This is a genomic window from Candidatus Latescibacterota bacterium (assembly GCA_020633725.1).
GTDB lineage: Bacteria > Krumholzibacteriota > Krumholzibacteriia > JACNKJ01 > JACNKJ01 > VGXI01.
In genome coordinates, this window is record JACKDC010000001.1 from 921,247 (window position 1) to 943,516 (window position 22,270).

At 67.3% G+C, this 22,270-nt stretch carries 17 protein-coding genes, 2 tRNA genes and 3 rRNA genes; 1 reads left to right on the forward strand and 21 read right to left on the reverse strand.

Features of this window, described 5'->3' with window-relative positions:
* Window positions 1–22 precede the first annotated feature (22 nt).
* The 15 genes from rpe to H6693_04125 form a co-directional block, all read right to left on the reverse strand.
* Window positions 23–694, reverse strand: a complete 672-nt coding sequence (gene rpe, locus H6693_04055; protein MCB9515345.1) for a ribulose-phosphate 3-epimerase — start codon at window positions 692–694, stop codon at window positions 23–25.
* Window positions 681–1,424, reverse strand: a complete 744-nt coding sequence (locus H6693_04060) for a PASTA domain-containing protein (GenBank protein ID MCB9515346.1) — start codon at window positions 1,422–1,424, stop codon at window positions 681–683. The genes rpe and H6693_04060 overlap by 14 nt, the downstream gene beginning before the upstream one ends.
* Window positions 1,421–2,809: a 16S rRNA (cytosine(967)-C(5))-methyltransferase RsmB gene (locus H6693_04065; protein ID MCB9515347.1), complete on the reverse strand. Its 1,389-nt coding sequence runs from the start codon at window positions 2,807–2,809 to the stop codon at window positions 1,421–1,423. The genes H6693_04060 and H6693_04065 overlap by 4 nt, the downstream gene beginning before the upstream one ends.
* Entirely contained in the window at window positions 2,806–3,750 is a 945-nt protein-coding gene (locus H6693_04070; GenBank protein MCB9515348.1) for a methionyl-tRNA formyltransferase, read from the reverse strand. Before H6693_04070 ends, H6693_04065 begins: the two co-directional genes overlap by 4 nt.
* Window positions 3,747–4,274, reverse strand: coding sequence for a peptide deformylase (gene def, locus H6693_04075; GenBank protein MCB9515349.1), 528 nt, complete (start codon window positions 4,272–4,274; stop codon window positions 3,747–3,749). The genes H6693_04070 and def overlap by 4 nt, the downstream gene beginning before the upstream one ends.
* Window position 4,275: 1 nt before the next feature.
* A complete protein-coding gene (gene yajC, locus H6693_04080) occupies window positions 4,276–4,566 on the reverse strand; it encodes a preprotein translocase subunit YajC (protein ID MCB9515350.1) in 291 nt (96 codons plus the stop codon).
* A gap of 20 nt (window positions 4,567–4,586) precedes the next feature.
* Complete coding sequence (tgt, locus tag H6693_04085) at window positions 4,587–5,723, reverse strand: tRNA guanosine(34) transglycosylase Tgt (protein MCB9515351.1); 1,137 nt, start codon at window positions 5,721–5,723, stop codon at window positions 4,587–4,589.
* A complete protein-coding gene (queA, locus tag H6693_04090) occupies window positions 5,720–6,793 on the reverse strand; it encodes a tRNA preQ1(34) S-adenosylmethionine ribosyltransferase-isomerase QueA (GenBank protein MCB9515352.1) in 1,074 nt (357 codons plus the stop codon). Before queA ends, tgt begins: the two co-directional genes overlap by 4 nt.
* A gap of 8 nt (window positions 6,794–6,801) precedes the next feature.
* Window positions 6,802–7,851: a Holliday junction branch migration DNA helicase RuvB gene (gene ruvB / locus H6693_04095; GenBank protein ID MCB9515353.1), complete on the reverse strand. Its 1,050-nt coding sequence runs from the start codon at window positions 7,849–7,851 to the stop codon at window positions 6,802–6,804.
* 25 nt (window positions 7,852–7,876) lie between these two features.
* A complete protein-coding gene (gene ruvA / locus H6693_04100) occupies window positions 7,877–8,464 on the reverse strand; it encodes a Holliday junction branch migration protein RuvA (protein MCB9515354.1) in 588 nt (195 codons plus the stop codon).
* Window position 8,465: 1 nt separating this feature from the next.
* A complete protein-coding gene (ruvC, locus tag H6693_04105) occupies window positions 8,466–8,972 on the reverse strand; it encodes a crossover junction endodeoxyribonuclease RuvC (GenBank protein ID MCB9515355.1) in 507 nt (168 codons plus the stop codon).
* A 10-nt stretch (window positions 8,973–8,982) separates the two neighbouring features.
* Window positions 8,983–9,732 (reverse strand): YebC/PmpR family DNA-binding transcriptional regulator, encoded by a 750-nt coding sequence (locus H6693_04110; protein ID MCB9515356.1) that lies wholly within the window; start codon window positions 9,730–9,732, stop codon window positions 8,983–8,985.
* A gap of 27 nt (window positions 9,733–9,759) precedes the next feature.
* Window positions 9,760–11,820 carry an elongation factor G gene (gene fusA / locus H6693_04115; protein ID MCB9515357.1) on the reverse strand — a complete coding sequence of 687 codons (2,061 nt, stop codon included), beginning with the start codon at window positions 11,818–11,820 and terminating at the stop codon, window positions 9,760–9,762.
* Between the two features lie 169 nt (window positions 11,821–11,989).
* Window positions 11,990–12,751 carry a YIP1 family protein gene (locus tag H6693_04120; GenBank protein MCB9515358.1) on the reverse strand — a complete coding sequence of 254 codons (762 nt, stop codon included), beginning with the start codon at window positions 12,749–12,751 and terminating at the stop codon, window positions 11,990–11,992.
* Window positions 12,752–12,770: 19 nt separating this feature from the next.
* Window positions 12,771–13,979: a hypothetical protein gene (locus H6693_04125; GenBank protein ID MCB9515359.1), complete on the reverse strand. Its 1,209-nt coding sequence runs from the start codon at window positions 13,977–13,979 to the stop codon at window positions 12,771–12,773.
* Between the two features lie 431 nt (window positions 13,980–14,410).
* Between H6693_04125 and H6693_04130 the strand changes: the two genes are divergently transcribed.
* A complete protein-coding gene (locus H6693_04130; GenBank protein ID MCB9515360.1) occupies window positions 14,411–15,418 on the forward strand; it encodes a GDP-mannose 4,6-dehydratase in 1,008 nt (335 codons plus the stop codon).
* A 107-nt stretch (window positions 15,419–15,525) separates the two neighbouring features.
* Here the strand turns inward: H6693_04130 and rrf are convergent.
* The 6 genes from rrf to H6693_04160 form a co-directional block, all read right to left on the reverse strand.
* A 5S ribosomal RNA gene (rrf, locus tag H6693_04135) occupies window positions 15,526–15,642 on the reverse strand.
* A gap of 50 nt (window positions 15,643–15,692) precedes the next feature.
* Window positions 15,693–18,692: ribosomal RNA gene (locus H6693_04140) — 23S ribosomal RNA — on the reverse strand.
* Between the two features lie 109 nt (window positions 18,693–18,801).
* Window positions 18,802–18,874: transfer RNA gene (locus tag H6693_04145), tRNA-Ala, on the reverse strand.
* An 11-nt stretch (window positions 18,875–18,885) separates the two neighbouring features.
* A tRNA-Ile gene (locus H6693_04150) sits at window positions 18,886–18,959 on the reverse strand.
* 135 nt (window positions 18,960–19,094) lie between these two features.
* Window positions 19,095–20,654, reverse strand: a 16S ribosomal RNA gene (locus H6693_04155).
* The 16S, 23S and 5S rRNA genes sit together here with 2 tRNA genes alongside, the layout of an rRNA operon.
* A 336-nt stretch (window positions 20,655–20,990) precedes the next feature.
* Window positions 20,991–22,211, reverse strand: a complete 1,221-nt coding sequence (locus H6693_04160; GenBank protein MCB9515361.1) for a tyrosine--tRNA ligase — start codon at window positions 22,209–22,211, stop codon at window positions 20,991–20,993.
* Between the last annotated feature and the right edge of the window lie 59 nt (window positions 22,212–22,270).

Consider the following 22,270-nt stretch of genomic DNA (forward strand, 5'->3'; position numbering starts at 1 on the left):
CCCCTGGCGGCGGCAAAACGCGCTATTTTGAGGCGGCGGCCTCGCGGAGCGCGGCCACGGCGGCGGCCCGGTCGGGCTTGCCCATGACGGCGCTGGCGGCCACCAGCACGTCCGCGCCCGCGCGGCGCAGGAGGCCGGCCTGGGCGGGCCCCACGCCGCCGTCCACGGAGATGGCGAAGTCGAGGCCCGCCTCGCGGCGCAGGGCCGCGGCGGCCTCGACCTTCTCCACGGCCGCGGGCTGGAAGGCCTGGCCGCAGTAGCCGGGCTCGACGCTCATCACCAGCAGCAGGTCGAGGCGCTCCCAGAGCGGCCCCGCCGGGGGCAGCGGCGTGCCAGGGCGGACCGAGAGGCCCGCCAGGACGCCGAGCGCGTGGAGCGCGTCGACTGCGCGCACGGGGTCGCTCAGGGTCTCGAGGTGCAGGGTGAGTCCGTGGCAGCCCGCCTCGGCATAGCTGGCGGCGCTGGCCAGGGGCGACTCGATCATCAGGTGGCAGTCGAGGGGCAGCCGGGCCACCTTCGCCACGGCGGCGATGACCTCGGGGCCGAAGGTGAGGTTGGGGACGAAGTGGCCGTCCATGACGTCCAGATGCAGCAGGTCCGCGCCGGCCGTCTCCACGTCGCGCACCTCGTCGGCCAGGCGGGCCAGGTCGCCGCCGAGCAGCGACGGCGCCACGCCCACCCTATTGCGATCCAGATGCGACCACCAGCTCAAGGTGCCGCCCCCCTTCCACGCGAGTCCCCGCGGCGGGACTCTGAGACAGGATGTCGCCGGGCCGCGCGCCCAGCGCGCTCCGGTAGCGCAGCTCCGGGCGTTCCAGCCCGCTGTCCGCCAGCAGGGCCAGCGCGGCGTCCAGGTCCCGCTGCGTCAGGTCGGGCATCAGGTAGCCGCCCGCGCCGGCGCCGCCCCCCGTGGACAGCAGCAGGGCGACGCTTCCGCCCAGCGGCACGCGCGCGCCGGGTCCCGGGCGGCTGCTGAGGACGTCGCCCGCGGGCGTGTCGCCGGGGCAGCGCAGCAGATCGCCGGGCACCAGGCCCAGGTCCTCGAGGCTCAGGCGCGCCTGGCGCTCGGTCTGCCCGTGCAGCTCGGGGACCACGACCATGCGCGGGCCCGCGGAGAAGGTGACCGTGACGCGCCGGCCCGACTTGACCTGGGTCCCGGCGGGTGGGTGCTGGCGCAACAGGTAGCCGCTGGGCAGCGAGGCGTCGAACTCCGCCGGGCGCTCGCTCAGGATCAGGCCGCGCCGCGCGCAGAGGGCGTAGACCTCCTCCTTCGAGCTGCCCTCGAGCAGCGGCATGGCGAAGGCGGTTCCGCTGCCCACGTGGTGCGGCAGGATCCAGCGGTTGGCGACCCAGATGCCCAGCAGCACGAAGGCCGCCATGCCCAGGACGCTCAACGTGAAGCGCGTGAGTCCGCGCATCTTCATCCTGCGCTTCTCCCCTCGGCCGGCGTTTCGCGGCGCCGGCAGCGGAAGGCGTACATGCCCGAGCCATCCTCGACGTCGGGCAACACGAGATAGTCGCCGCCGGCGCTGCGCAAGGCGGCCGGCAGCTCGTCCGCGCCGAAGGGCTCCGGCGCGAAATCCGGCCGCGCGGCCAGGAAGCCCTCGCGCTGGCGGACCGTCTCCTCCGGCGTGAAGGTGCAGACCGCGTAGAGCAGCCGTCCCCCCGGCCGCACCCAGGCCGCCGCCGCGACGAGCAGTTCGCGCTGCAGCGCCGCGAGCCGCGGGATCTCCTCCGGACGGCGGCGCCAGCGCGCGTCGGGATTCAGCGCGAGCGTGCCCAGGGCGCTGCAGGGAGCGTCCAGGAGGACGCCGTCCAGCGGACGCGGCGCCGCGACGCGCAGATCCGCGCACTCGGCGCGGAGCCGAACTAAGCCCAGCCGTTCGGCGTTGGCAAGGACTTTCCCCAGCCGCCCGGCGTCGATGTCCAGCGCGACGACCTCCCGCCGATCCCCGCCGCGCTCGGCCAGGTGGCAGCACTTGCCGCCCGGCGCCGCGCAGAGGTCCGCGTAGTCGCCCGGCGCCTGCGCGCCGTCCCTGGCGTCGAGCAGCGGCGCGATGCGCTGGGAGCTGGCGTCCTGGACGCTGACGCGCCCGTCCTCCAGCGCCTCGCGCAGGGCGGCCGGCCACGCGCCGCGCACGCGAAAGCCCAGGGGCGCGCCGTCGAGGGGCTCAACCTCGGCGCCCGCTTCGCGCAGCGCGTCCAGCAACGCTTCCCGCCCCTCGCGCAGCGCGTTCCAGCGGAAGCAGTAGGCCGGCGCGGCGCCCACGGCGGCCATGAAGGCCAGGGCCCGCGCGTCGCCGTGTTCGTCGCGCCAGCGCGTGGCGAGCCAGCCGGGGATGGAGTGGACGGCCTCGGCGTGCGCCTCCCAGTCGTCCGCAGCGGACGGCTCCTCGCCGGGCACGCCGCCGCGCTGCCAGTTGCGGAGCTGCGCGTTGGTCCAGGCCGCGAGGCGCGGACGCCGGCGCTTGACCCACTCCACGCTCTCGCCGATCACGGCGTGCGCGGGCAGGCGGTCCATGTGCTCGAGCTGATAGAGGGCCAGGCGCAGCGCGTCGCGCGGCACGGGATCGAGCGACTCGCGGCCGGTGAGACGTCTGAGCCGCGCGTCGAGCCGGCCGCGCAGTCGCACGACGCCCGCGGTCAGCTGTCGAAAGAGACGGCGATCCCGGGGATCGGCGAGCAGCGGGTCGGCGAGCCAGCGCTCCTGGAGGGCGTCCCAGTCGGCCTCGGCGCCGCCGCCGTCCAGGTCCAGTTCGAGGGCGGCGAGGAAGCGGAGCGCGGCCTGGCGCGCGGGGGCGAGCTTCATCCGTTCTCGAGCCGCTCGCCCACGCGCAGGGGGCGGCCGTTCAGGTAGGACGGAGCGTCCATGGGACGCCGACCCGGCGGCTGCACGCGCTGCAGTTCGAGCGCGCCCTCGCCGCAGGCGACGAGCAGACGCGGGCGCGCGGCCATCACCTCGCCGGGAGCGGCGTGGCCCTGCCGCGGGGCGGGCGCGACCGCGAGCAGACCGAGGCGCTCGCCGTCGCGGCGGCACCAGGCGCCGGGGCTGGGCGAGTAGGCGCGCACGCGGCGATCCAGCGCCACGGCCGGAAGCGACCAGTCCAGCCCGCCGGCCTCGGCGGGAATCTTGCGCGTGAGGGTGGCGGCGTTGTCGTCCTGGGCGACGGGCGCCAGCTCGCCGTCGCGCCAGCCGCGCAGCGCGCGCAGCAGGAACGGGCCGGCGCAGGCGGCGAGCGCGTCGGTGAGATCGCCGGCGGTCCAGCGCGCGTTCAGCGTGAGCGCGTGCGTCGTGAGCACGGGACCCGTATCGAGGCCGGCGTCCATGAGCATGGCGGACCATCCGCTCTCGGCGAGCCCCTCGAGGATCGCGTGCTGGATCGGACTCGCACCCCGGCCCCAGGGCAGCAGCGAGGCGTGCAGGTTGAGGCAGCCCAGGCGCGGCAGCGCCAGCAGCGGGGGCGGCAGGATGCGCGCGAAGGCGATGACGACGATCACGTCGAGCGCCAGCGGCGCGAGCACGGCTTCGACGGCGGCGCGATCGCCGCGCTCCCAGCGCAGCAGCGCGACGTCGAGGTCGAGCGCCGCCTCCCCCACCGGGGTCGGCACGGTTCCGCCCCGGCGTCCGCGGCGGCGGTCGCCGAGGGTCACCACCTGGACCAGCTCGATGTCGGGGGCCGCATGCAGGGCGCGCAGGGCGGGGACGCCCAGCGCCGGGCTGCCCATGAACGCCACGCGGAGCCGCGTCATTGGCGGGGGGCGTACTCGCGTTCGATGTCGGCGAGACGCTTCTTGAGGAGCATGCGCCGCGCTGGGCTCAGGCGGTCCGTGAAGAGGATGCCCTCGCAGTGATCCAGCTCGTGCTGGATCACCCGCGCCAGCATGCCGCCCGTCTCCAGCTCGACGCTCTCGCCGCCGAGGTCCTGGAACTGCACGCGCACGCGTTCGGGCCGCGTGACCTCCGCGCGCAGGCCGGGGATGGAGAGGCAGCCCTCCTCGATGGCCACCTCCTCCTTCGAGCGCTCGACGATGCGGGCGTTGGCCATGAGCAGCACCTCGTCCTCCTCGCGCTCGTCGTCATCCACGTTCGCCACGAGGATAAAGAAGTGCTGGGCCAGCCCCACCTGCGGCGCGGCCAGACCGATGCCTCCCTCCTCGTGGAGGATCTCCAGCATGCGCGGGATGTGTTGCTCCAGCGCCTCGCCGAACGCGGTGACGGGCTCGCCGCGCTGACGCAGGACGTCGCAGCCGATGTACTTGAGGCTGAGGCTCATCTCACTTGTCCAGCTTGGCGCTCACGTTGCCGATGGACACCTCGACCTTGCAGTTCTCGTCGAGACGGACGACCACGCGGTCCTCCTTGACGCCCACGACGGTGCCGAAGAGACCGCCGCTGGTCATGACGTGATCCCCCTTGGCCAGGGTCTTGAGCATCGCCTGATGCTCCTTGGCCCGGCGCTGCTGGGGACGGATCATGAAGAAGTACAGGACCGCGAACATGCCCACCATGAGGAGCATCGGGCTCCAGGCGGGGGCCGAGGTCTGGGCCTGCAGGAGGAGGGGCATCGGGGCTCCTTCCGGAAGTGTCAGTCGGTGGCCATGGCATAGCCGTCGAAGAAGTCGCGCAGGTACGCGGCGTAGTTTCCCGCCAGGATGGCCTCGCGGGCGCCGCGCATCAAGTCCAAATAGAAGTACAGATTGTGCAGGGTCGCAAGCGTCATCCCCGTGGGTTCGCCCACCTGGATGAGGTGGCGCAGGTAGGCGCGGCTGTGCCGGCGGCAGGTGGGGCAGGCGCAGGCGTCGTCCGGGGGCGCCTGGTCGTCGGCGTAGGCGGCGTTCTTGACCACCAGCCGTCCCGCGCGGGTGAACAGCGTGCCCTTGCGCGCGTTGCGCGTGGGCATGACGCAGTCGAACATGTCCACGCCCCGCGCGACGCAGCGCAGCAGGTCCTCCGGAAAGCCGACGCCCATCAGGTAGCGCGGCTTGTCGGCCGGCAGCAGCTCGGCGCAGAGCGCGGTGAGGTCCAGCATCTCGGTCTTCGGCTCCCCCACCGCCAGGCCGCCGATGGCGTGGCCGGGCAGGTCGAGCGCGGCGATCTCGTCCACGGAGCGCCGGCGCAGCGCGGGGTAACTGGCGCCCTGCACGATGCCGAAGAGCCGCTGCGCGTGCGCGTGATGCTGGAAGACGGGCCCGCGGTGGTCACGGCAGCGACGCGCCCAGCGCGTGGTGCGGGCGGTGGAGCGCTCCGCGTCCTCGAAGGTGCTCGGGTAGGGCATGCACTCGTCCAGCGGCATGACGAGGTCCGCGCCCAGCGCGGCCTGGACGTCGATCACCTGCTCGGGCGTGAGGGCGTGGCGCGAGCCGTCGAGGTGCGAACGGAAGCTGACGCCCTCCTCGCTCACGGTGTTCAGGCTCTTCAGCGAGAAGAACTGGTAGCCACCGCTGTCCGTGAGCAGCGCGCCGCGCCAGGCGGCGAGGCCGTGCACGCCGCCGGCCGCCTCCACGCGCGCCGCGCCCGGACGCAGGTAGAGGTGGTAGGTGTTCGCGAGGATCAGCCGCGCGCCGATGGACTCCAGCTGCTCGGCGGTGGCGGTCTTCACCGCGCCCTGGGTGCCCACGGGCATGAAGACCGGCGTGGGGACGTCCCCGTGCTCCGTGTGCAGCACGCCCGCCCTCGCGCCGGTGGGATCCACCGCCTGCAGCTCGAAGAAGGGGGCGCTCACGGCGCGTCCCGGCCCGGCGCCAGCAGCATGGCGTCGCCATAGGAGTAGAAGCGGTAGCCCGCGACCACGGCGTGTTCGTAGGCGGCGAGCAGGCGCTCGCGGCCCGCCAGCGCCGCCACCAGCATGAGCAGGGTGCTGCGCGGCAGGTGGAAGTTGGTGACGAGCCCGTCGATGCGCCCGAACGGGTAGGGAGGCCGGATGAAGAGACGCGTCTCGGCGGCGTGGTCGCCGGGGGCGTCCCAGGCGGCCGCGTCGAGGGACTCCAGCGCCCGGACCACCGTGGTGCCCACGGCGATCACGCGGCCGCCGGCGGCGCGCGTGGCGTCCACCGCGCGGCGCGTGGACTCGGGCAGCACGAAGCGCTCGGCGTGCATGTCGTGGCGGGCGGGGTCATCCTCGCGGACCGGCTGGAAGGTGCCGATGCCCACGTGCAGCGTGAGGGCGGCGCGCGCCACGCCCCGCGCCTCGAGCGCGGCGAGCAGGGGCGCGTCGAAGTGGAGGCCCGCCGTCGGCGCGGCCACGGCGCCGTCGACGCGGGCGAAGCGGGTCTGGTAGTCGTCGCCGTCGCGGGCGTCGGCCGCGCGCTCGATGTAGGGCGGCAGGGGCACGCGGCCCGCCGCGGCCATGGCCGCCTCCCAGGTGGCGGGTGTCTCCAGCCGCACCCAGCGGCTGCCCTCGCCGTCCGCCTCCTCAACTATTACACACACTGTACCCTCGGCGGCCACGAACCGATCGCCGGGCCGGAAGCGGCGCGCGGGACGCACCAGCGCGAGCCAGCGGCCGTCGGGGCCGGGACTGTGCAGGAGCAGCTCCGCAGCGCCGCCGCCCGGGTGCTCGCGCGTCCCCAGCAGCCGCGCGGGCAGCACCCGCGTGTCGTTCACCACCAGCAGGTCGCCGGGGGCGAGCAGCCCGGGCAGGTCGCGGAAGCGGCGGTCGGCCAGGGGGGCGCCGGGATCCTCGAGCGGCAGGTGCAGCAGCCGGCAGGCGGCGCGGTCGGCCAGCGGGCGCTGGGCGATGGACGCGGCCGGCAGCGCGAAGTCGTAGTCCGCGAGACGTTCGGACGGCGGCACGGCAGACCTCAGGACGGGTCCTCGAGGAGCCCCGTCGCGTCGTCGTCGAGCGCGGCCGGCGGCGTGATCCCCAGGTGCTCGTAGGCGCGCCGCGCGGCCACGCGCCCGCGGCGCGTGCGGCGCAGGAAGCCCTGCTGGATGAGGTAGGGCTCGTAGACGTCCTCGAGCGTCTCGCTCTCCTCGGCCAGCGCCAGCGCCAGCGTGCTCGCCCCCACCGGGCCCCCGCCGTGGTGGTGGATCAGCGTCTCGAGCAGGCGGCGGTCCATGGGGTCGAGGCCCTCGGCGTCGACGCCCAGCCGCTGCAGGCCGTAGTCCGCCAGGTCGCGCGTGATGCGGCCGCCGCCCCCCACCTGCGCGTAGTCGCGCAGCCGCCGCAGCAGGCGGTTGGCGATGCGCGGCGTGCCGCGGCTGCGGCGGGCGATTTCGGCGAGGCCGTCGGCGTCGGCGTCGAGCTCGAGCAGCGCGGCCGAGCGCGCGAGGATGCGCGAGAGCTCGTCGGTGTCGTAGAAGTCCAGCCGCGCCACCACGCCGAAGCGGTTGCGCAGGGGCGCGCTGATCATCCCCGCGCGCGTCGTGGCCCCCACCAGCGTGAAGGGCGGCAGCTGCAGGCTGTAGTGGCGCGCGTTGGGACCGCTGTCGACGACGAGCTCGCAGCGGAAGTCCTCCATGGCCGGGTAGAGGTGCTCCTCGAGCACCCGGCCGAGGCGGTGCACCTCGTCGAGGAAGAGCACCTGCCGCGGCTCGAGGTGCGTGAGCACGCCCACCAGCTCGGCGGCGTTCTGGAAGACCGGCGCGCTGCTGGCCTTGAAGGCGGCCTCGAGCTCGTTGGCGAGGATACCGGCGAGGGTCGTCTTGCCCAGGCCGGGCGGGCCGTAGAGGAGCACGTGGTCGAGCGCTTCCTCGCGCTCCTTCGCGGCTTGAATGAAGACGCGCAGGTTTTCCTTCACCGCCGTCTGGCCGACGAACTCGTCGAGGCGGCGTGGGCGCAGCGCGCGCTCTTCGCGGCGCTCGGGGCCATCGGCGCCGGGGTTGCTGATGCGGGGTGCGCTGCCGGTCATGGACTGCGTCCTCGTCTCGTCGGTTTCAGCGCTCGCCGTTGGCGGCCAGCGCGCGGCGGATCAGGTCTTCCACGGCGAGGTTCTCTTCCCCCGCCTCGCTCAGGGCGCGCTGGGCCGCGGGCCGGCTCATGCCCAGGGCCAGCAGCGCGCGCAGCGCCTCCTCGCGCGCGGGGTCGCCGGCCGGCGCGGGGACGGGCGACTCCGTGGGCAGGAACACGTCAACCCGGCCCTTGAGTTCGAGCAGCAGCCGGGAGGCGGTCTTCTTGCCGACGCCGCTCACCTTCTGCAGCGGCTCGGCGTCCCCCGTCGCCACGCAGTGCGCGAGCGTCGCGGGATCCAGCGCCGACAGCACCGCGAGTGCGAGCCGCTTGCCCACGCCCGAGACGCCGGTCAGCAGCCGGTAGAGGCTGCGCTCCTCCACGCGGGCGAAGCCCAGCAGTTCCAGCTTCTCCTCGCGCACCAGCAGCTCGGTGTAGACGCGCAGCGCCGCGCCGGCCTCCGGCAGCGCCGCACGGGTGCGCGCGCTGATCTCCAGGCGCAGCGTGACGGGCCCCACGTCCAGCAGGAGGTCGGGAGCGGTGGCCACGACGCGGCCGTGCAGGGCGTCGAGCATCTCAGCCTCGCTCGAGCGCGGCGAGGCTGAGGGGCGAACGGCGCCGGCCGGCGTGGCAGAGCGCCACGGCGAGGGCGTCGGTCAGGTCCTGCGTCTCGCCGCCGAAGCTGCGGCCGAGGATGCGCTCCACCATGAACTGCACCTGCTCCTTGGCCGCGCGGCCGCTGCCGGTCAGGGCCTGCTTCACCTCGCTGGGGCTGTAGAGCGCCAGCGGCAGGCCCCTGCGGCCGGCGCAGAGCAGCACCGCCGCCTGGGCGCGGCCCAGGGTCAGCGTGCTCTGCGGGTTCTTGTGATAGAAGACGTTCTCCACGGCCAGCGCATCCGGCCGCCAGCGGTCGAGCAGCGCCTCGACGCTCCGCTCGATCTCGAGCAGGCGCGCGAGCAGTTCGTCGTCGGGCGAGGGCGCGATCACCCCCGCGTCGACGAGGCGCTGCCCGGCGCCCTCGTCGTCGATGAGCCCGTAGCCCGTCCGGCGGATGCCGGGGTCGATGCCGAGGATGCGGGCCAGGGCGCCTCCTCTAGTCCGTGTCGAGGCTGGCGAGGATGTCGTCGTCGATGTCGAAGTTCGCCGTGAGCTTCTGGGTGTCGTCCAGGTCCTCGAGCATCTCCATGAGCTTGAGCAGCCCGGGCGCGTCCTTCTCGGTCACGGCGACGGTGTTCTGCGGCAGCTTCTCGATGCCCACGTTCTGGAAACTGTAGCCGCCCTCGAGCGCCTTCTGCACCGCGGTGAAGCTGTCGAGTCCGGACAGGACGCGCCAGTTCTCGTCCTCGTCCACCAGGTCGTCGGCGCCGGCTTCGAGGGCGGTCATCATGAGCGCCTCCTCGTCGACGCCGTCCTTGGCGATGTCGATGACGCCCTTGGTCTCGAACATCCAGGCCACCGCGCCCGGCTCGGCGAGCTTGCCGTTGTACTTGTTGAAGGCGTGACGCACCGACGCCGCCGTGCGGTTCTTGTTGTCGGTGACCGTGTCCAGGAGGATCGCCACGCCGCCGGGGCCGTAGCCCTCGTAGGTGATCTCCAGGTACTCCACGCCCTCGAGCTCGCCCGAGCCCTTCTGCACGGCGCGCTTGATGTTGTCCGCGGGCATGTTCGCGGCCTTCGCGGCCTGGACGGCCGTGCGCAGGCGCGGGTTCATGTCCTCGTCGCCGCCCCCCATGCGGGCGGCGACGGTGATCTCCTTGATGAGCTTCGTGAAGACCTTGCCGCGCTGCGCGTCCTGGCGGGCCTTCTTGTGCTTGATGGTCGACCACTTGGAATGGCCGGACATGCGAACCTCCTGCCCCGCGAAGGGGGCCTAGGACTCCGCCCGCGCCGCCTGGGCCTCGTCGATCACCTTCTGGGCCAGGTCGTGGGGCAGTTCCTCGTAGTGGTCAAACTCCATGGTGAAGCTCGCGCGACCGCCCGTGATCGAGCGGAGCTGCGTCCCGTACTTGTAGAGCTCCGAGAGCGGGGCCGTGGCCTTGACCACCTGGTAGCGCCCTTTCTGCTCGGTGCCGGAGATCTTGCCGCGGCGGCCGGAGATGTCGCCCATGATGTCGCCGAGGTTCTCGTCGGGCACCTTGATCTCGAGGCCGTAGATGGGCTCGAGCAGGACGGCCCCCGCCTCGCGGATGCCCTCCTTGAGCGCCATGCCGCCGGCCAGCTTGAACGAGTGCTCGTCCGAGTCCACGTTGTGGAAGCTGCCGAAGTGCAGCGTGGCCTTGACGTCGACGACCGGGTAGCCCGACACGGCGCCGTTGACCATGGCCTCGCGCACGCCCTTCTCCACGGCGGGGATGAACTTGCCGGGGATCACGCCGCCCGTGATCGCGTCCACGAACTCGAAGCCCTCGCCGCGCGTCAGCGGCTCGAACTTGATGAAGACCTCGCCGAACTGGCCGCGCCCGCCCGTCTGCTTCTTGTGGCGGTAGTGCGCGTCCACGAGCTTCTTGATGGTTTCCTTGTAGGCGATGCGCGGGCGCTCGGTCTCCACCTCCACCTTGAACTTGCGCTTGAGGCGGCTGAGGATCACGTCCAGGTGCGTGTCGCCCTGCACGGCGAGGATGTTCTGCTTGATCTCGCCGTCGAAGTGGACGCTGAAGGTGGGATCCTCGCGGCTGAGGCGCGAGAGACCGGTGCCGACCTTCTCGTCGTCGGCCTTGTTCGGCGCCTCGATGGCGAGTTCGATGCTGGGCTTGGGAAAGGGAATGCTCACCACGGGCTTGCCGCCCTTCTGCCCGAGGTTCTCGCCCACCTTGGTGTGCTTGAGCTTCATCGTCATGCCGATGTCGCCCGCGCCCAGGCTGGGCACCTCGCCGCGGTTCTTGCCCATGGCGACGTAGAGCTGCCCGAGGCGCTCGGTGCCGTCGCTGTTCAGGTTCTGCAGGTCCTTGCCGCCCTCCAGCGTGCCCGCGAAGACGCGCAGGAAGTAGAGGTCGCCCAGGTTCATCTCGGACTGGTTCTTGAAGACGAGCGCCAGGGGCTTGCCCGCGGGGTCGGCCTTCAGCGTGCCGCCCTCGATCTTCAGCGGGCGCTGGGCCGGCGAGGGCAGGAACTCCAGCACCTCGTCGAGAAGCAGCCGGACGCCCCGACCGCTGTGCGCGTCGCCCACGAGGACGGGCGCCACCGTGCCGGCGCGCACGCCCGTGGACAGCCCCCGCACCAGCTCGGCGTCGGTGAGGCTGCCCTCGGCGAAGTACTTCTCCATGAGCTGCTCGTCGGTCTCCGCGGCGCCCTCCACGAGCGTCGCGCGCAGCGTCTCGACCTCGTCCTGCACGTCGGCGGGGATGTCCACCGCCTTGGGGTTGCCCTCCGCGTCGAACTCGTAGGCCTTGAGGTGGATGAGATCGACGAAGCCGCGGAAGCTGTCGCCCTGGCCCAGCGGCAGCTGGAAGGGCACGGCGCTGGCGCCGGGCAGCACGTCGCGGATCTGGGACAGCGTGCCGCTGTAGTCCGCGTGCTCCTTGTCCATGCGGTTGATGAAGATCACGCGCGGGAAGGCGCGCTCGCCGAGCTGCTCCCAGACTTTCTCGGTGCCCACCTCGACGCCGCCGTCGGCCTTCACCACGACGACCGCCCCCTCGGTGACCGCCAGCGCGGCCAGCTGCTCGCCCGTGAAGTCGTCGAAGCCCGGCGTGTCCACGAAGTTCACCTTCTGCTTCTTCCACTCACCGTAGCCCACCGCGGCATTCAGGGACATCTTCCGCTCGATCTCCTCTTCTTCGTAGTCGAGGCAGCTGTTGCCGTCGTCCACGCGCTCGAGACGATTGAGCGAACCCGTCACGTAGAGAATGGCCTGGCCCAGGGTGGTCTTGCCGCTGCTCTGGTGCCCAACGAGGGCGATGTTCCTGATTTCCTCGGGACTGTAGCTCTTCACCGATCCGCCCTCCTGCAGAAGGAGTGCCCACCGAGGTGGGGAAAGTCTGAATGATAGGATTCAACCGGTTGCAAGAAAACAACCTAGGCAAGCTATCACGGGCGCCGCGCGCTGTCAACACGGCGCCTGTGGGACCTGGCGGGTTTTCGGCCGCGGCGACGGCTTTGGCTCAGCCGCCGAAGCGCGAGCCGAGCGTGGCCAGGAAGGCCGCCAGGGCGATGCCCATCAGGAACACCACGACCACCGGCACGGCCACGCTCCGCCGAGCCCGGCCCATGAGCAGCGCGGCGCCGACCACGAAGACCACGAGCTCCCAGACCTGGAACACGCCGAGCTGGGCCAGGAAGTTGTGCAGGAAGCCCTCGCCGGAAGTCAGCGCGCCCAGACTGAGCATCAGGGCCTCGCTCTGCAGATCCTTCATCGAGGTGAGCTCGACCCCGCCGAAGCGCAGGTAGAGCGCATTCAGCAGCTGGTAGGCGAGACCGACGAAGCCCGTGTAGACCGTCAGCGTGAACAGCCGTCCGAAAGGCGCGCCACCAAAGGTGATGGTCAGCGCCAGCCAGTAGAAGAAGGCCACGAACAGGAGCATCAGCGGCACACCCAGGAGGGGTCCGCCGATGGCCCCGCCGAGCAGGCCGTAGCGGGCGGCCGCCGGCAACTCGCCGCCTTCGCCCAGCTCCAGGCCACGCGTGTTGCCGACCCCGCCGCTGATGTCCGCGGCCATGAGCTGCTGCTGGAGCGGAAGCAGCAACCCCGCGAGGCAGAGCCCCACGAGGATCATCAACAGCAGGCCGGGCCACCAGGGCAGCCCGCTCTTGATCTCGCGCGCCACCTTGCCGGGAGAAACGAAGATCCTCAGCGGCGCGGAGAACGCCGCGCCAAGGCCGGGGCGTGGGGGAGTCTCGGGCAACTCACTGGCGACGCTGGACATGCGGGCCTCCTCGGGACGTTCAGGATCCTGATCGACGGGCGAGCCCCGGCAGCCACTGCCAGCTCGCCCAGCGACCGCCGTCGTTGCGCCGCACGCGCTCACGGAACTCGAGCATCAGCGCGAGCAGGCAGAAGAACAGGCCGCCGAGCAGGGTCGCCCCCCCGACGACGAGCTTCTTCCGCGGCCAGGCCGGCACCGTGGGCACCCGCGGCGGGTCGAGGACGCGCAGGGTGGGAACGGTGTTGGCAGCCTGGATCCGCGCCTGCTCGAGCTGCTGCACCAGCAGGTTCGAGATCTCCTGCTGGATGCTCAGCTCGCGCTTGAGCTCGTAGTAGCGCAGGGTGAGCGCGGGCAGCTCGCTCAGGGGCTTCAGCTGCAGCGTCCCCTCCTCGGCGCCGCCGTGCTGGAGCGCGTCGAGCTGCTGCCGCAGGACGGCGATCTCCGACTCGAGGCGCCGGCGGGACGGCGCGTCGGGCGCGGTGTCCTGGGCCAGCGAGGCGCGTTCGAGCTCCTTGAAGACGAGCTGGCGAGTGAGCTCCCCCACCAGCGCGAGTTCCGCTTCGAGTTCGGAGGGCAGGTGCACCACGCCCTCGCGCGCGGAGAAGTCCATCATGGCGTCCTCCGCGGCCTTGCGGTCTCCGTTGGCCGCGGTCAGCCGCTCGTCGAGGAACTGCGCCTTGCGCCGGCCGGCCTCCTGCACCTGGCTCTGGTTGAAGCGGTCGAGCCGTTCGATGAGCTGCGCGGCGATGTCCCTGGCCAGCTCGGCCCCGGGCGCGGCGACGAAGAGCCGCAGCACGCCGCTGCGGTCGTCGATCACCACGCCGACATCCGACTGCAGCCTCGCGACGGCCGCCTGCTCCGCCGCCTCGGGGCGCTCGGCGCGCAGCTCCGTCAACGCGTAGGGGACGTAGAGGTCGAGCGCCTCCACCGTCTGCTTGCAGAGGCTGTAGCTGACGAGGATCTCGCGGTGCACTTCCGCCGACCCGCCGCCCCCGAACAGTCCCGACAGGCCGAAGGGCAGCCCAGCCTGCCCGAGGATGGCGCTGAGCGGCGAGGACGACTGCTGCTCTTCCGGCAACAGGCTGGCCGACGACACGTACTTGCGTTGAAGTCCGAAGAGCGACACGAGAACGGCCAGGACGGCCACGGCCAGGGTGCCCAGGAGAATCAAGCGCCGGCGGCGGACGAGGTCGCCCAGCAGGACGCCGATGGAGAAAGTCTCTTGCATTGGCTCCGTCGGCCCGATAAGTTTAGGAAGCTCCTGAGACGAGCGCACGTTACATTGCCCACCTACGAGTGTCAACACCATTGCCCCGGAGGCACGTGCGACCCACTGCTCACGCTGAAAGCTCCTGATTCCAGGGGCTTCGCAGGAGAACCCCGGCTCTGGTCTTGGCAAAGCCCTTGCTTTGCATCCAATGTCGTTGCAACGGGACACGCCCCGTCGGGGAGCGTGAGACTTCAGTGCGGCAGTATCTGCCTGGAGGTGGGCAAGCCCTCCTTTGGCTTCCAACTTTCAACTTGACGCTCATTACGGGCTATGGGACTTTTGCCCGTCTTGTTTGGCGGGTCGCCCGGCACGGGCAGGTTTCCGCCCCGACGCGTCGAGTCGGATCGAGGCCGCCAAGGCGGATGCCGCATCGTGAAATGGAGGCGTAGGTGAGGTACCTGGTCACGGGTGGCGCCGGTTTCATCGGCTCGCACCTCTGTGAATACCTGCTCGACCAAGGGCATCAGGTCCACGTAATCGACAACCTGTCCACCGGCCGGCTCGAAAACATCGCGCATCTTTCGGACCACCCGCGTTTCGGACTCACCGTCGACAGCATCCTCAATCCCTTCGTGATGGAACGGCTCGTCCAGGAGGCCGACATGGTCTTCCACCTGGCGGCGGCGGTGGGCGTGAAGCTCATCATCGAGAAGCCGGTCTCCACCATGGAGACGAACATCCAGGGCACCGAGACCCTGCTCAAGCTGGCCAGCAGGCACGGCAAGAAGGTGCTGATCACCTCCACGAGCGAAGTCTACGGCAAGAACAACAAGCTGCCCTTCACCGAGGACGACGACTGCTGCTACGGCCCCACCACCATCGGCCGCTGGAGCTACGCCTACTCCAAGGCGCTCGACGAGTTCATGGCGCTCGCCTACCGGCAGGAGCTGCGCGTGCCCGTCGTGATCACGCGCCTCTTCAACACGGTCGGACCGCGGCAGACGGGGCGCTACGGGATGGTCATCCCGCGTTTCATTCGCCAGGCGCTGCACGGCGAGCCGATCACCGTCTACGGAAACGGCAAGCAGACGCGCAGCTTCACCTACGTCGGCGACGTGGTGAAGGCGCTGGTGGACCTGAGCGAATCGGACGCGGCCGAAGGCGAGGTGTTCAACGTCGGCAACGACGAGCGCGTGACCATCGAGCAGCTGGCCCAGAAGGTCAAGCTCATGACCGGCAGCAAGTCGCGCATCGAGTACATCCCCTACGAGAAGGCCTACAGCGCCAACTACGAGGACATGATGCACCGGCTGCCGTCGCTCAGGAAGATCAACGGGGTGATCGGCTATCGGCCGACCATGGCGCTGGACAGCATCCTGCGGACCGTGATCGACCACATGGCGCGTGACATGAGCCGAGCCCAGGGCGCCGCGGGAAGCCAGGCCCTCATCTCCTGACGGGCTCTCCGCAGCACAGTTCCCAATGCTGAGCCCCGCCGATCGGCGGGGCTTTTCGCGTCCACTTGTGCCCAAAGAAAAAGCCCCGCAGAGCGGGGCTGAATGAAAACCGGCGGCGACCTACTCTCCCACGGGGTGGCCCCCGCAGTACCATCGGCGCAGCAGGGCTTAACTACCGAGTTCGAAAAGGGATCGGGTGTTTCCCCTGCGCTATCGCCACCGAAAAACGTGACAATCGCAGTACCGGGTAAGCGCACGGTATTTTCAAAAGAACATGAAGCCTCACGACTTATTAGTACCGGTCGGCTGAATGTGTTGCCACACTTACACCTCCGGCCTATCGACCTTGTGTTCTTCAAGGAGTCTTCAGGGGACCGAAGTCCCAGGGAGATCTTATCTTGAGAGGGGCTTCCCACTTAGATGCTTTCAGCGGTTATCCCTTCCGAACATAGCTACCCTGCCATGCCACTGGCGTGACAACAGGTGCACTAGAGGTTCGTCCATCCCGGTCCTCTCGTACTAGGGACAGCTTCTCGCAAATCTCCTGCGCCCACAGCGGATAGGGACCGAACTGTCTCACGACGTTCTAAACCCAGCTCGCGTGCCTCTTTAATTGGCGAACAGCCAAACCCTTGGGACCTTCTCCAGCCCCAGGATGAGACGAGCCGACATCGAGGTGCCAAACAACCCCGTCGATGTGAACTCTTGGGGGTTATAAGCCTGTTATCCCCGGGGTACCTTTTATCCTTTGAGTGACGGCCCTTCCATGCGGAACCGCCAGATCACTAAGCCCTGGTTTCCCATCTGCTCGACTTGTCAGTCTCGCAGTTAAGCTCTCTTATACCTTTACGCTCGACGCGCGATTGCCGACCGCGCTGAGAGAACCTTTGGGAGCCTCCGTTACATTTTAGGAGGCGACCGCCCCAGTCAAACTGCCCACCAGACACTGTTCCCGAACCGGATAACGGCTCCAGGTTAGAATCCCAACAACACAAGGGTGGTATTTCAAGGTTGGCTCCACGAAGACTGGCGTCTCCGCTTCGTAGCCTCCCACCTATCCTACACATGCATTGCCAAAACCCAATGTCAAGCTGCAGTAAAGGTCCACGGGGTCTTTCCGTCCAGCTGTGGGTAAGCGGCATCTTCACCGCTACTTCAATTTCGCCGAGTCCCTTGTTGAGACAGTGCTCCGGTCGTTACACCATTCGTGCAGGTCGGAACTTACCCGACAAGGAATTTCGCTACCTTAGGACCGTTATAGTTACGGCCGCCGTTTACCGGGGCTTCAATTCGCCGCTTCGCAACCGAAATTGCTAACGACTCCTCTTAACCTTCCGGCACCGGGCAGGTGTCAGTCCCTATACGTCGTCTTTTCGACTTAGCAGAGACCTGTGTTTTTAGTAAACAGTCGCCAGAGCCTGGTCACTGCGGCCCCCGTCAGCTCACCACGCGAAGTGGATCACCTACCTGGGGGCACCCCTTCTTCCGAAGTTACGGGGTCAACTTGCAGAGTTCCTTAACAAGAGTTCTCTCGAGCCCCTTAGGATTCTCTCCTCACCTACCTGTGTCGGTTTGCGGTACGGACACCCCAATGAATCGCTTAGAGGTTTTTCTTGGCAGTACGATTAGGATCAGTTGGCTCGCCCGAAGGCTCGTTTCCCCATCACCTCTCGGTGTTGATCTTCCGGATTTGCCTGGAAGACCCACCTACTGGCTTGGACCGGCACATCCATCGGCCGGCTGACCTTTCACCCCTGCGTCACCCCATCGCTCAAACTCCATTGAGGCGGTTCAGGAATATTGACCTGATTGCCATCGCCTACGCCTTTCGGCCTCAGCTTAGGATCCGACTTACCCTGAGCGGATTAGCCTTCCTCAGGAAACCTTAGGTTTTCGGGGAGAGGGTTTCTCACCCTCTTTTTCGCGTACTCATACCGGCATGATCTCTTCCGATAGGTCCAGTGTCCCTCACGGGTTCACCTTCAGCCCCTTACGGAATGCTCCCCTACCGATCGTCAATGACGATCCCAAAGCTTCGGTACTGTGCTTGAGTCCCGATCATCGTCGGCGCAGGCCTACTTGACTAGTGAGCTATTACGCTTTCTTTAAATGATGGCTGCTTCTAAGCCAACATCCTAGTTGTCTGTGTAAACCCACATCCTTAGTCACTTAGCACAGATTTGGGGACCTTAGCTGTTGGTCCGGGTTGTTTCCCTCTCGCGCACGCGGCTTATCCCACGCACGCTGACTCCCGAGCTAACTGTGTCCGGCATTCGGAGTTTGATAGAGTTCGGTAACCTTGTGAGGCCCCTAGCTCTTTCAGTGCTCTACCTCCGGCACATATACTCGAGGCTAGCCCTAAAGCTATTTCGGGGAGAACCAGCTATTTCTGGGTTTGATTGGCCTTTCACCCCTACCCACAGCTCATCCAGGAAGTTTTCAACCTTCTCTGGTTCGGACTTCCACGACCTGTTACGGCCGCTTCCTCCTGGCCATGGGTAGATCACCCAGCTTCGGGTCTACGGCGTGCGACTGAATCGCCCTATTAAGACTCGCTTTCGCTACGGCTCCGTGTATTTGCACTTAACCTTGCCACACACCAGTAACTCGCCGGTTCATTATGCAAAAGGCACGCGGTCACGGTCCGAAGACCGCTCCCACTGCTTGTAAGTCCACGGTTTCAGGTACTATTTCACTCCCCGCCAGGGGTACTTTTCACCTTTCCCTCACGGTACTGGTTCACTATCGGTCGCTAGCACGTACTTAGCCTTACGAGATGGTCCTCGCAGATTCCCACGGGATTTCTCGTGTCCCGTGGTACTTGGGTGTCTAGCGGGAGGCCTCACGTTTTCGCGTACAGGACTATCACCTTCTGCGGTCCCTCTTTCCAAAGGATTCCGCTAACATGAGACTTTGTAACTCCCTGGTTCCGTCAGCACTGGAACCTGCCAGATCCCACAACCCCATCGATGCATAGCGTGCTGGCTGTAGCACATCGACTGGTTTGGGCTATTCCCCGTTCGCTCGCCGCTACTGAGGGAGTCGTTTTTACTTTTCTTTCCTGCAGGTACTAAGATGTTTCAGTTCCCTGCGTTCGCCACCCAAGGCCTATGTATTCAGCCAAGGGTTGACGGGTGATTAACCCGCCGGGTTGCCCCATTCGGAAATCCCCGGATCGACATTTGTTTGCAACTCCCCGGGGCTTATCGCAGCTTACCACGTCCTTCATCGCCGTCTAGCGCCAAGGCATCCACCATGGACTCTTAGTAGCTTCAAGAAACTCTTGAAGATACCGGTTTGCGCTTACCCGATATGCGATTGTCAAAGAGCTATCTGCCGGAACGGCAGGGGCGCCTGGGAACGAATTCCCTGCGCCGTGAGATTGGAGACAACCGGACTCGAACCGGCAACCCCCGGCTTGCAAAGCCGGTGCTCTACCAGTTGAGCTATGTCCCCGTATTCAGGGGTGGGCCTAGGTAGATTTGAACTACCGACCTCACGCTTATCAGGCGTGCGCTCTAACCAACTGAGCTATAGGCCCGTTGGAGCCATACGCCTGACCCTGCTCACGGACGGGTCGCCCTATGGAAACTGAATAGCGCACAGACCTTCCAGATCGCATCGACCGTTGATCACCCTCTCTCGGCGGCAAGCCGTCGAAGAGAGAGTTTCTCCATAGAAAGGAGGTGATCCAGCCGCACCTTCCGGTACGGCTACCTTGTTACGACTTAGCCCCAATCATCAGTTTTACCTTCGGCGCATCCCTCCCTTGCGGGTTGGGTCAACGACTTCGGGTACCCCCGACTTTCGTGGCTTGACGGGCGGTGTGTACAAGGCCCGGGAACGTATTCACCGCGTCGTGCTGATACGCGATTACTAGCGATTCCGACTTCATGAAGTCGAGTTGCAGACTCCAATCCGAACTGAGACCGGTTTTAGGGATTAGCTCCACCTCGCGGCATTGCAACCCATTGTACCGGCCATTGTAGCACGTGTGTAGCCCTGGGCGTAAGGGCCATGATGACTTGACATCATCCCCGCCTTCCTCCTGCTTAACACAGGCAGTCTCCCTAGAGTGCCCGGCTTTACCCGATGGCAACTAAGGATAAGGGTTGCGCTCGTTGCGGGACTTAACCCAACATCTCACGACACGAGCTGACGACAGCCATGCAGCACCTGTATACCCACCTATTGCTAGGAAACCGTGTTTCCACGGCAGTCAAGTATATGTCAAGCCCAGGTAAGGTTCTTCGCGTTGCATCGAATTAAACCACATGCTCCACCGCTTGTGCGGGCCCCCGTCAATTCCTTTGAGTTTCAGCCTTGCGACCGTACTCCCCAGGCGGAGAACTTAATGCGTTAGCTGCGGCACCGAGGGGGTCGATACCCCCGACACCTAGTTCTCATCGTTTACGGCATGGACTACCGGGGTATCTAATCCCGTTTGCTCCCCATGCTTTCGCGCCTCAGCGTCAGAACCGCGCCAGAAAGCCGCCTTCGCCACCGGTGTTCCTCCTGATATCAACTCATTTCACCGATACACCAGGAATTCCGCTTTCCTCTCACGGCCTCAAGTTCCGCAGTTTCGAAGGCAGGCCAATGGTTGAGCCACTGGATTTCACCCCCGACTTACGGAACCGCCTACACGCCCTTTACGCCCAGTAATTCCGAACAACGTTTGCTCCCTCCGTGTTACCGCGGCTGCTGGCACGGAGTTAGCCGGAGCTTCCTCTGGAGGTACCGTCAAGCGGAAAGGGTATTAGCCAATCCGGTTTTCGTCCCTCCTGACAGGGTTTTACGATCCGAAGACCTTCCTCACCCACGCGGCGTCGCTCCGTCAGGGTTTCCCCCATTGCGGAAGCCTCTCGACTGCTGCCTCCCGTAGGAGTCTGGGCCGTATCTCAGTCCCAGTGTGGCCGGACACCCTCTCAGGCCGGCTACCGATCGTCGCCATGGTAGGCCGTTACCCCACCATCTAGCTAATCGGACGCGGGGCCATCCTCAAGCGACAGCTTGAAACAGAGGCCACCTTTGACAGGCTCCGGATGCCCGGTGCCTGTGTTATGCGGTATTAGCGTCTCGTTAGAAACGTTATCCCCCACTCAAGGGCAGGTTCCCCACGCGTTACTCACCCGTTCGCCACTCTACTCACACCCCGAAGGGTGCTTTCTCGTTCGACTTGCATGCCTAATCCACGCCGCCAACGTTCGTTCTGAGCCAGGATCAAACTCTCCGTTGTAGAAAGAGTCTGAAGCACGACCACCTCCACGAGGGAAGGGCCGCGCTCCGGATTTTCTACCTTGGCGTCCCGACTATGGGACGCAAGGCTACGATCCGGAATTGAACGGACTGTGCGCTATTCGGTTTTCAAAGAGCGGCCGTCCCCTCAGGGACAGGAGAGGGACCCTACTCCCTCCCGTGGGCAAAGTCAATGGCATTCCGAAGAAGGCTCAACTTTCCCACTCCCCTTTCACCCTTGGGCTTAGGGGCAAAGCGGTCGTGAATATACCCCTGGGTTTCGTGAATGTCAACAGGGCCAAGCGAAAAAGATCGCGAAAAGACGCCCCGCGAGCTAGCTCGCCAACACCTTGAAAAAACGTCGTTTCCCGACCTTGATCACGGCCTCGCCCCCCGGCTCGAGCCGCAGGTTGAAGTCCGGATCCTCCACTTTCAGGCCGTCCACGCTCACCGCGCCCTGCCCCAGCATCCTCCTGGCGTCACTGGCGCTCTTGACGAGCCCACCTTCCTGCAACAGCCGGACGATCCAGAGCTCCTCCCCCGCCGGATAGCGCCCCTCGGGCATGTCCTCGGGCAGGTCCTTCTGGACGAAGATGCGGTCGAAGGCCGCCTCCGCCTCCGCGCCCTGCCCCTCGCCGGCATAGAGGTCCGCGAGATGCCGCCCCAGTTTCCGCTTGAGCAGCACGGGATTCACGCCCCCCGCCTCCAACGCGCGCAGATCCTCCTCGACCTCCGCGGCCGGCAGCGCGCTGGCCAGCCGGAAGTAGACCGGCAGCAGCGCGTCGGGGATCGACATCGTCTTGCCGAAGATCTCTCCGGCGGGCTCCATGATGCCGATGGTGTTGCCGAGACTCTTGCTCATCTTCTCGCCGTCGCCGCTGATGCCCTCGAGCAGCGGCAGCGTGAGGATCACCTGCGGCTCCTGCCCGTGCGCCTGCTGGAACTGCCGCCCGACGAGCAGGTTGAACTTCTGGTCCGTGCCGCCCACTTCGATGTCCGCCTCCAGCATCACGGAGTCGTAGCCCTGCACGAGCGGATAGAGAAACTCCATGATGCTGATGGGACGTCCGTCGGCGTAGCGCTTCGCGAAGTCGTCCCGCTCCAGCATGCGCGCCACGGTGTACTGGCTCGCGAGCCGCAGGACGTCCTCGAAAGTCAGCGGCGCGCACCACTCGCTGTTGAACCGGACCTCGAGACGGTCCATGTCGAGGATCTTGCCCACCTGGCGGCGGTAGGTTTCCGCGTTGGCGATGACGTCCTCGCGGGTCATCGCCTTCCGCGTCTCGGAGCGCCCGGAGGGATCGCCGATGAGGCCGGTGAAGTCGCCGATCAGAAAGACCACGCGATGCCCCAGATCCTGGAACTGACGCAGCTTGCGCAGCCCCACCGCGTGCCCCAGATGGAGGTCGGGCGCCGTCGGGTCGAATCCTTGCTTGACGATCAGGGGACGATTCTGCGCCACTGCGCGTTCCAGCTTCCGCTGCAGTTCCTCCAGGGGGAGGATCTCCTCGGCGCCGCGCTGGATGATGTCCAGTTGTTGCTTTACGGGCAGCATGGCCAGGCCTCCGCTCTCGCGCAAGTGATGGAATGGCCGTACGCTACTCACGGGACTCG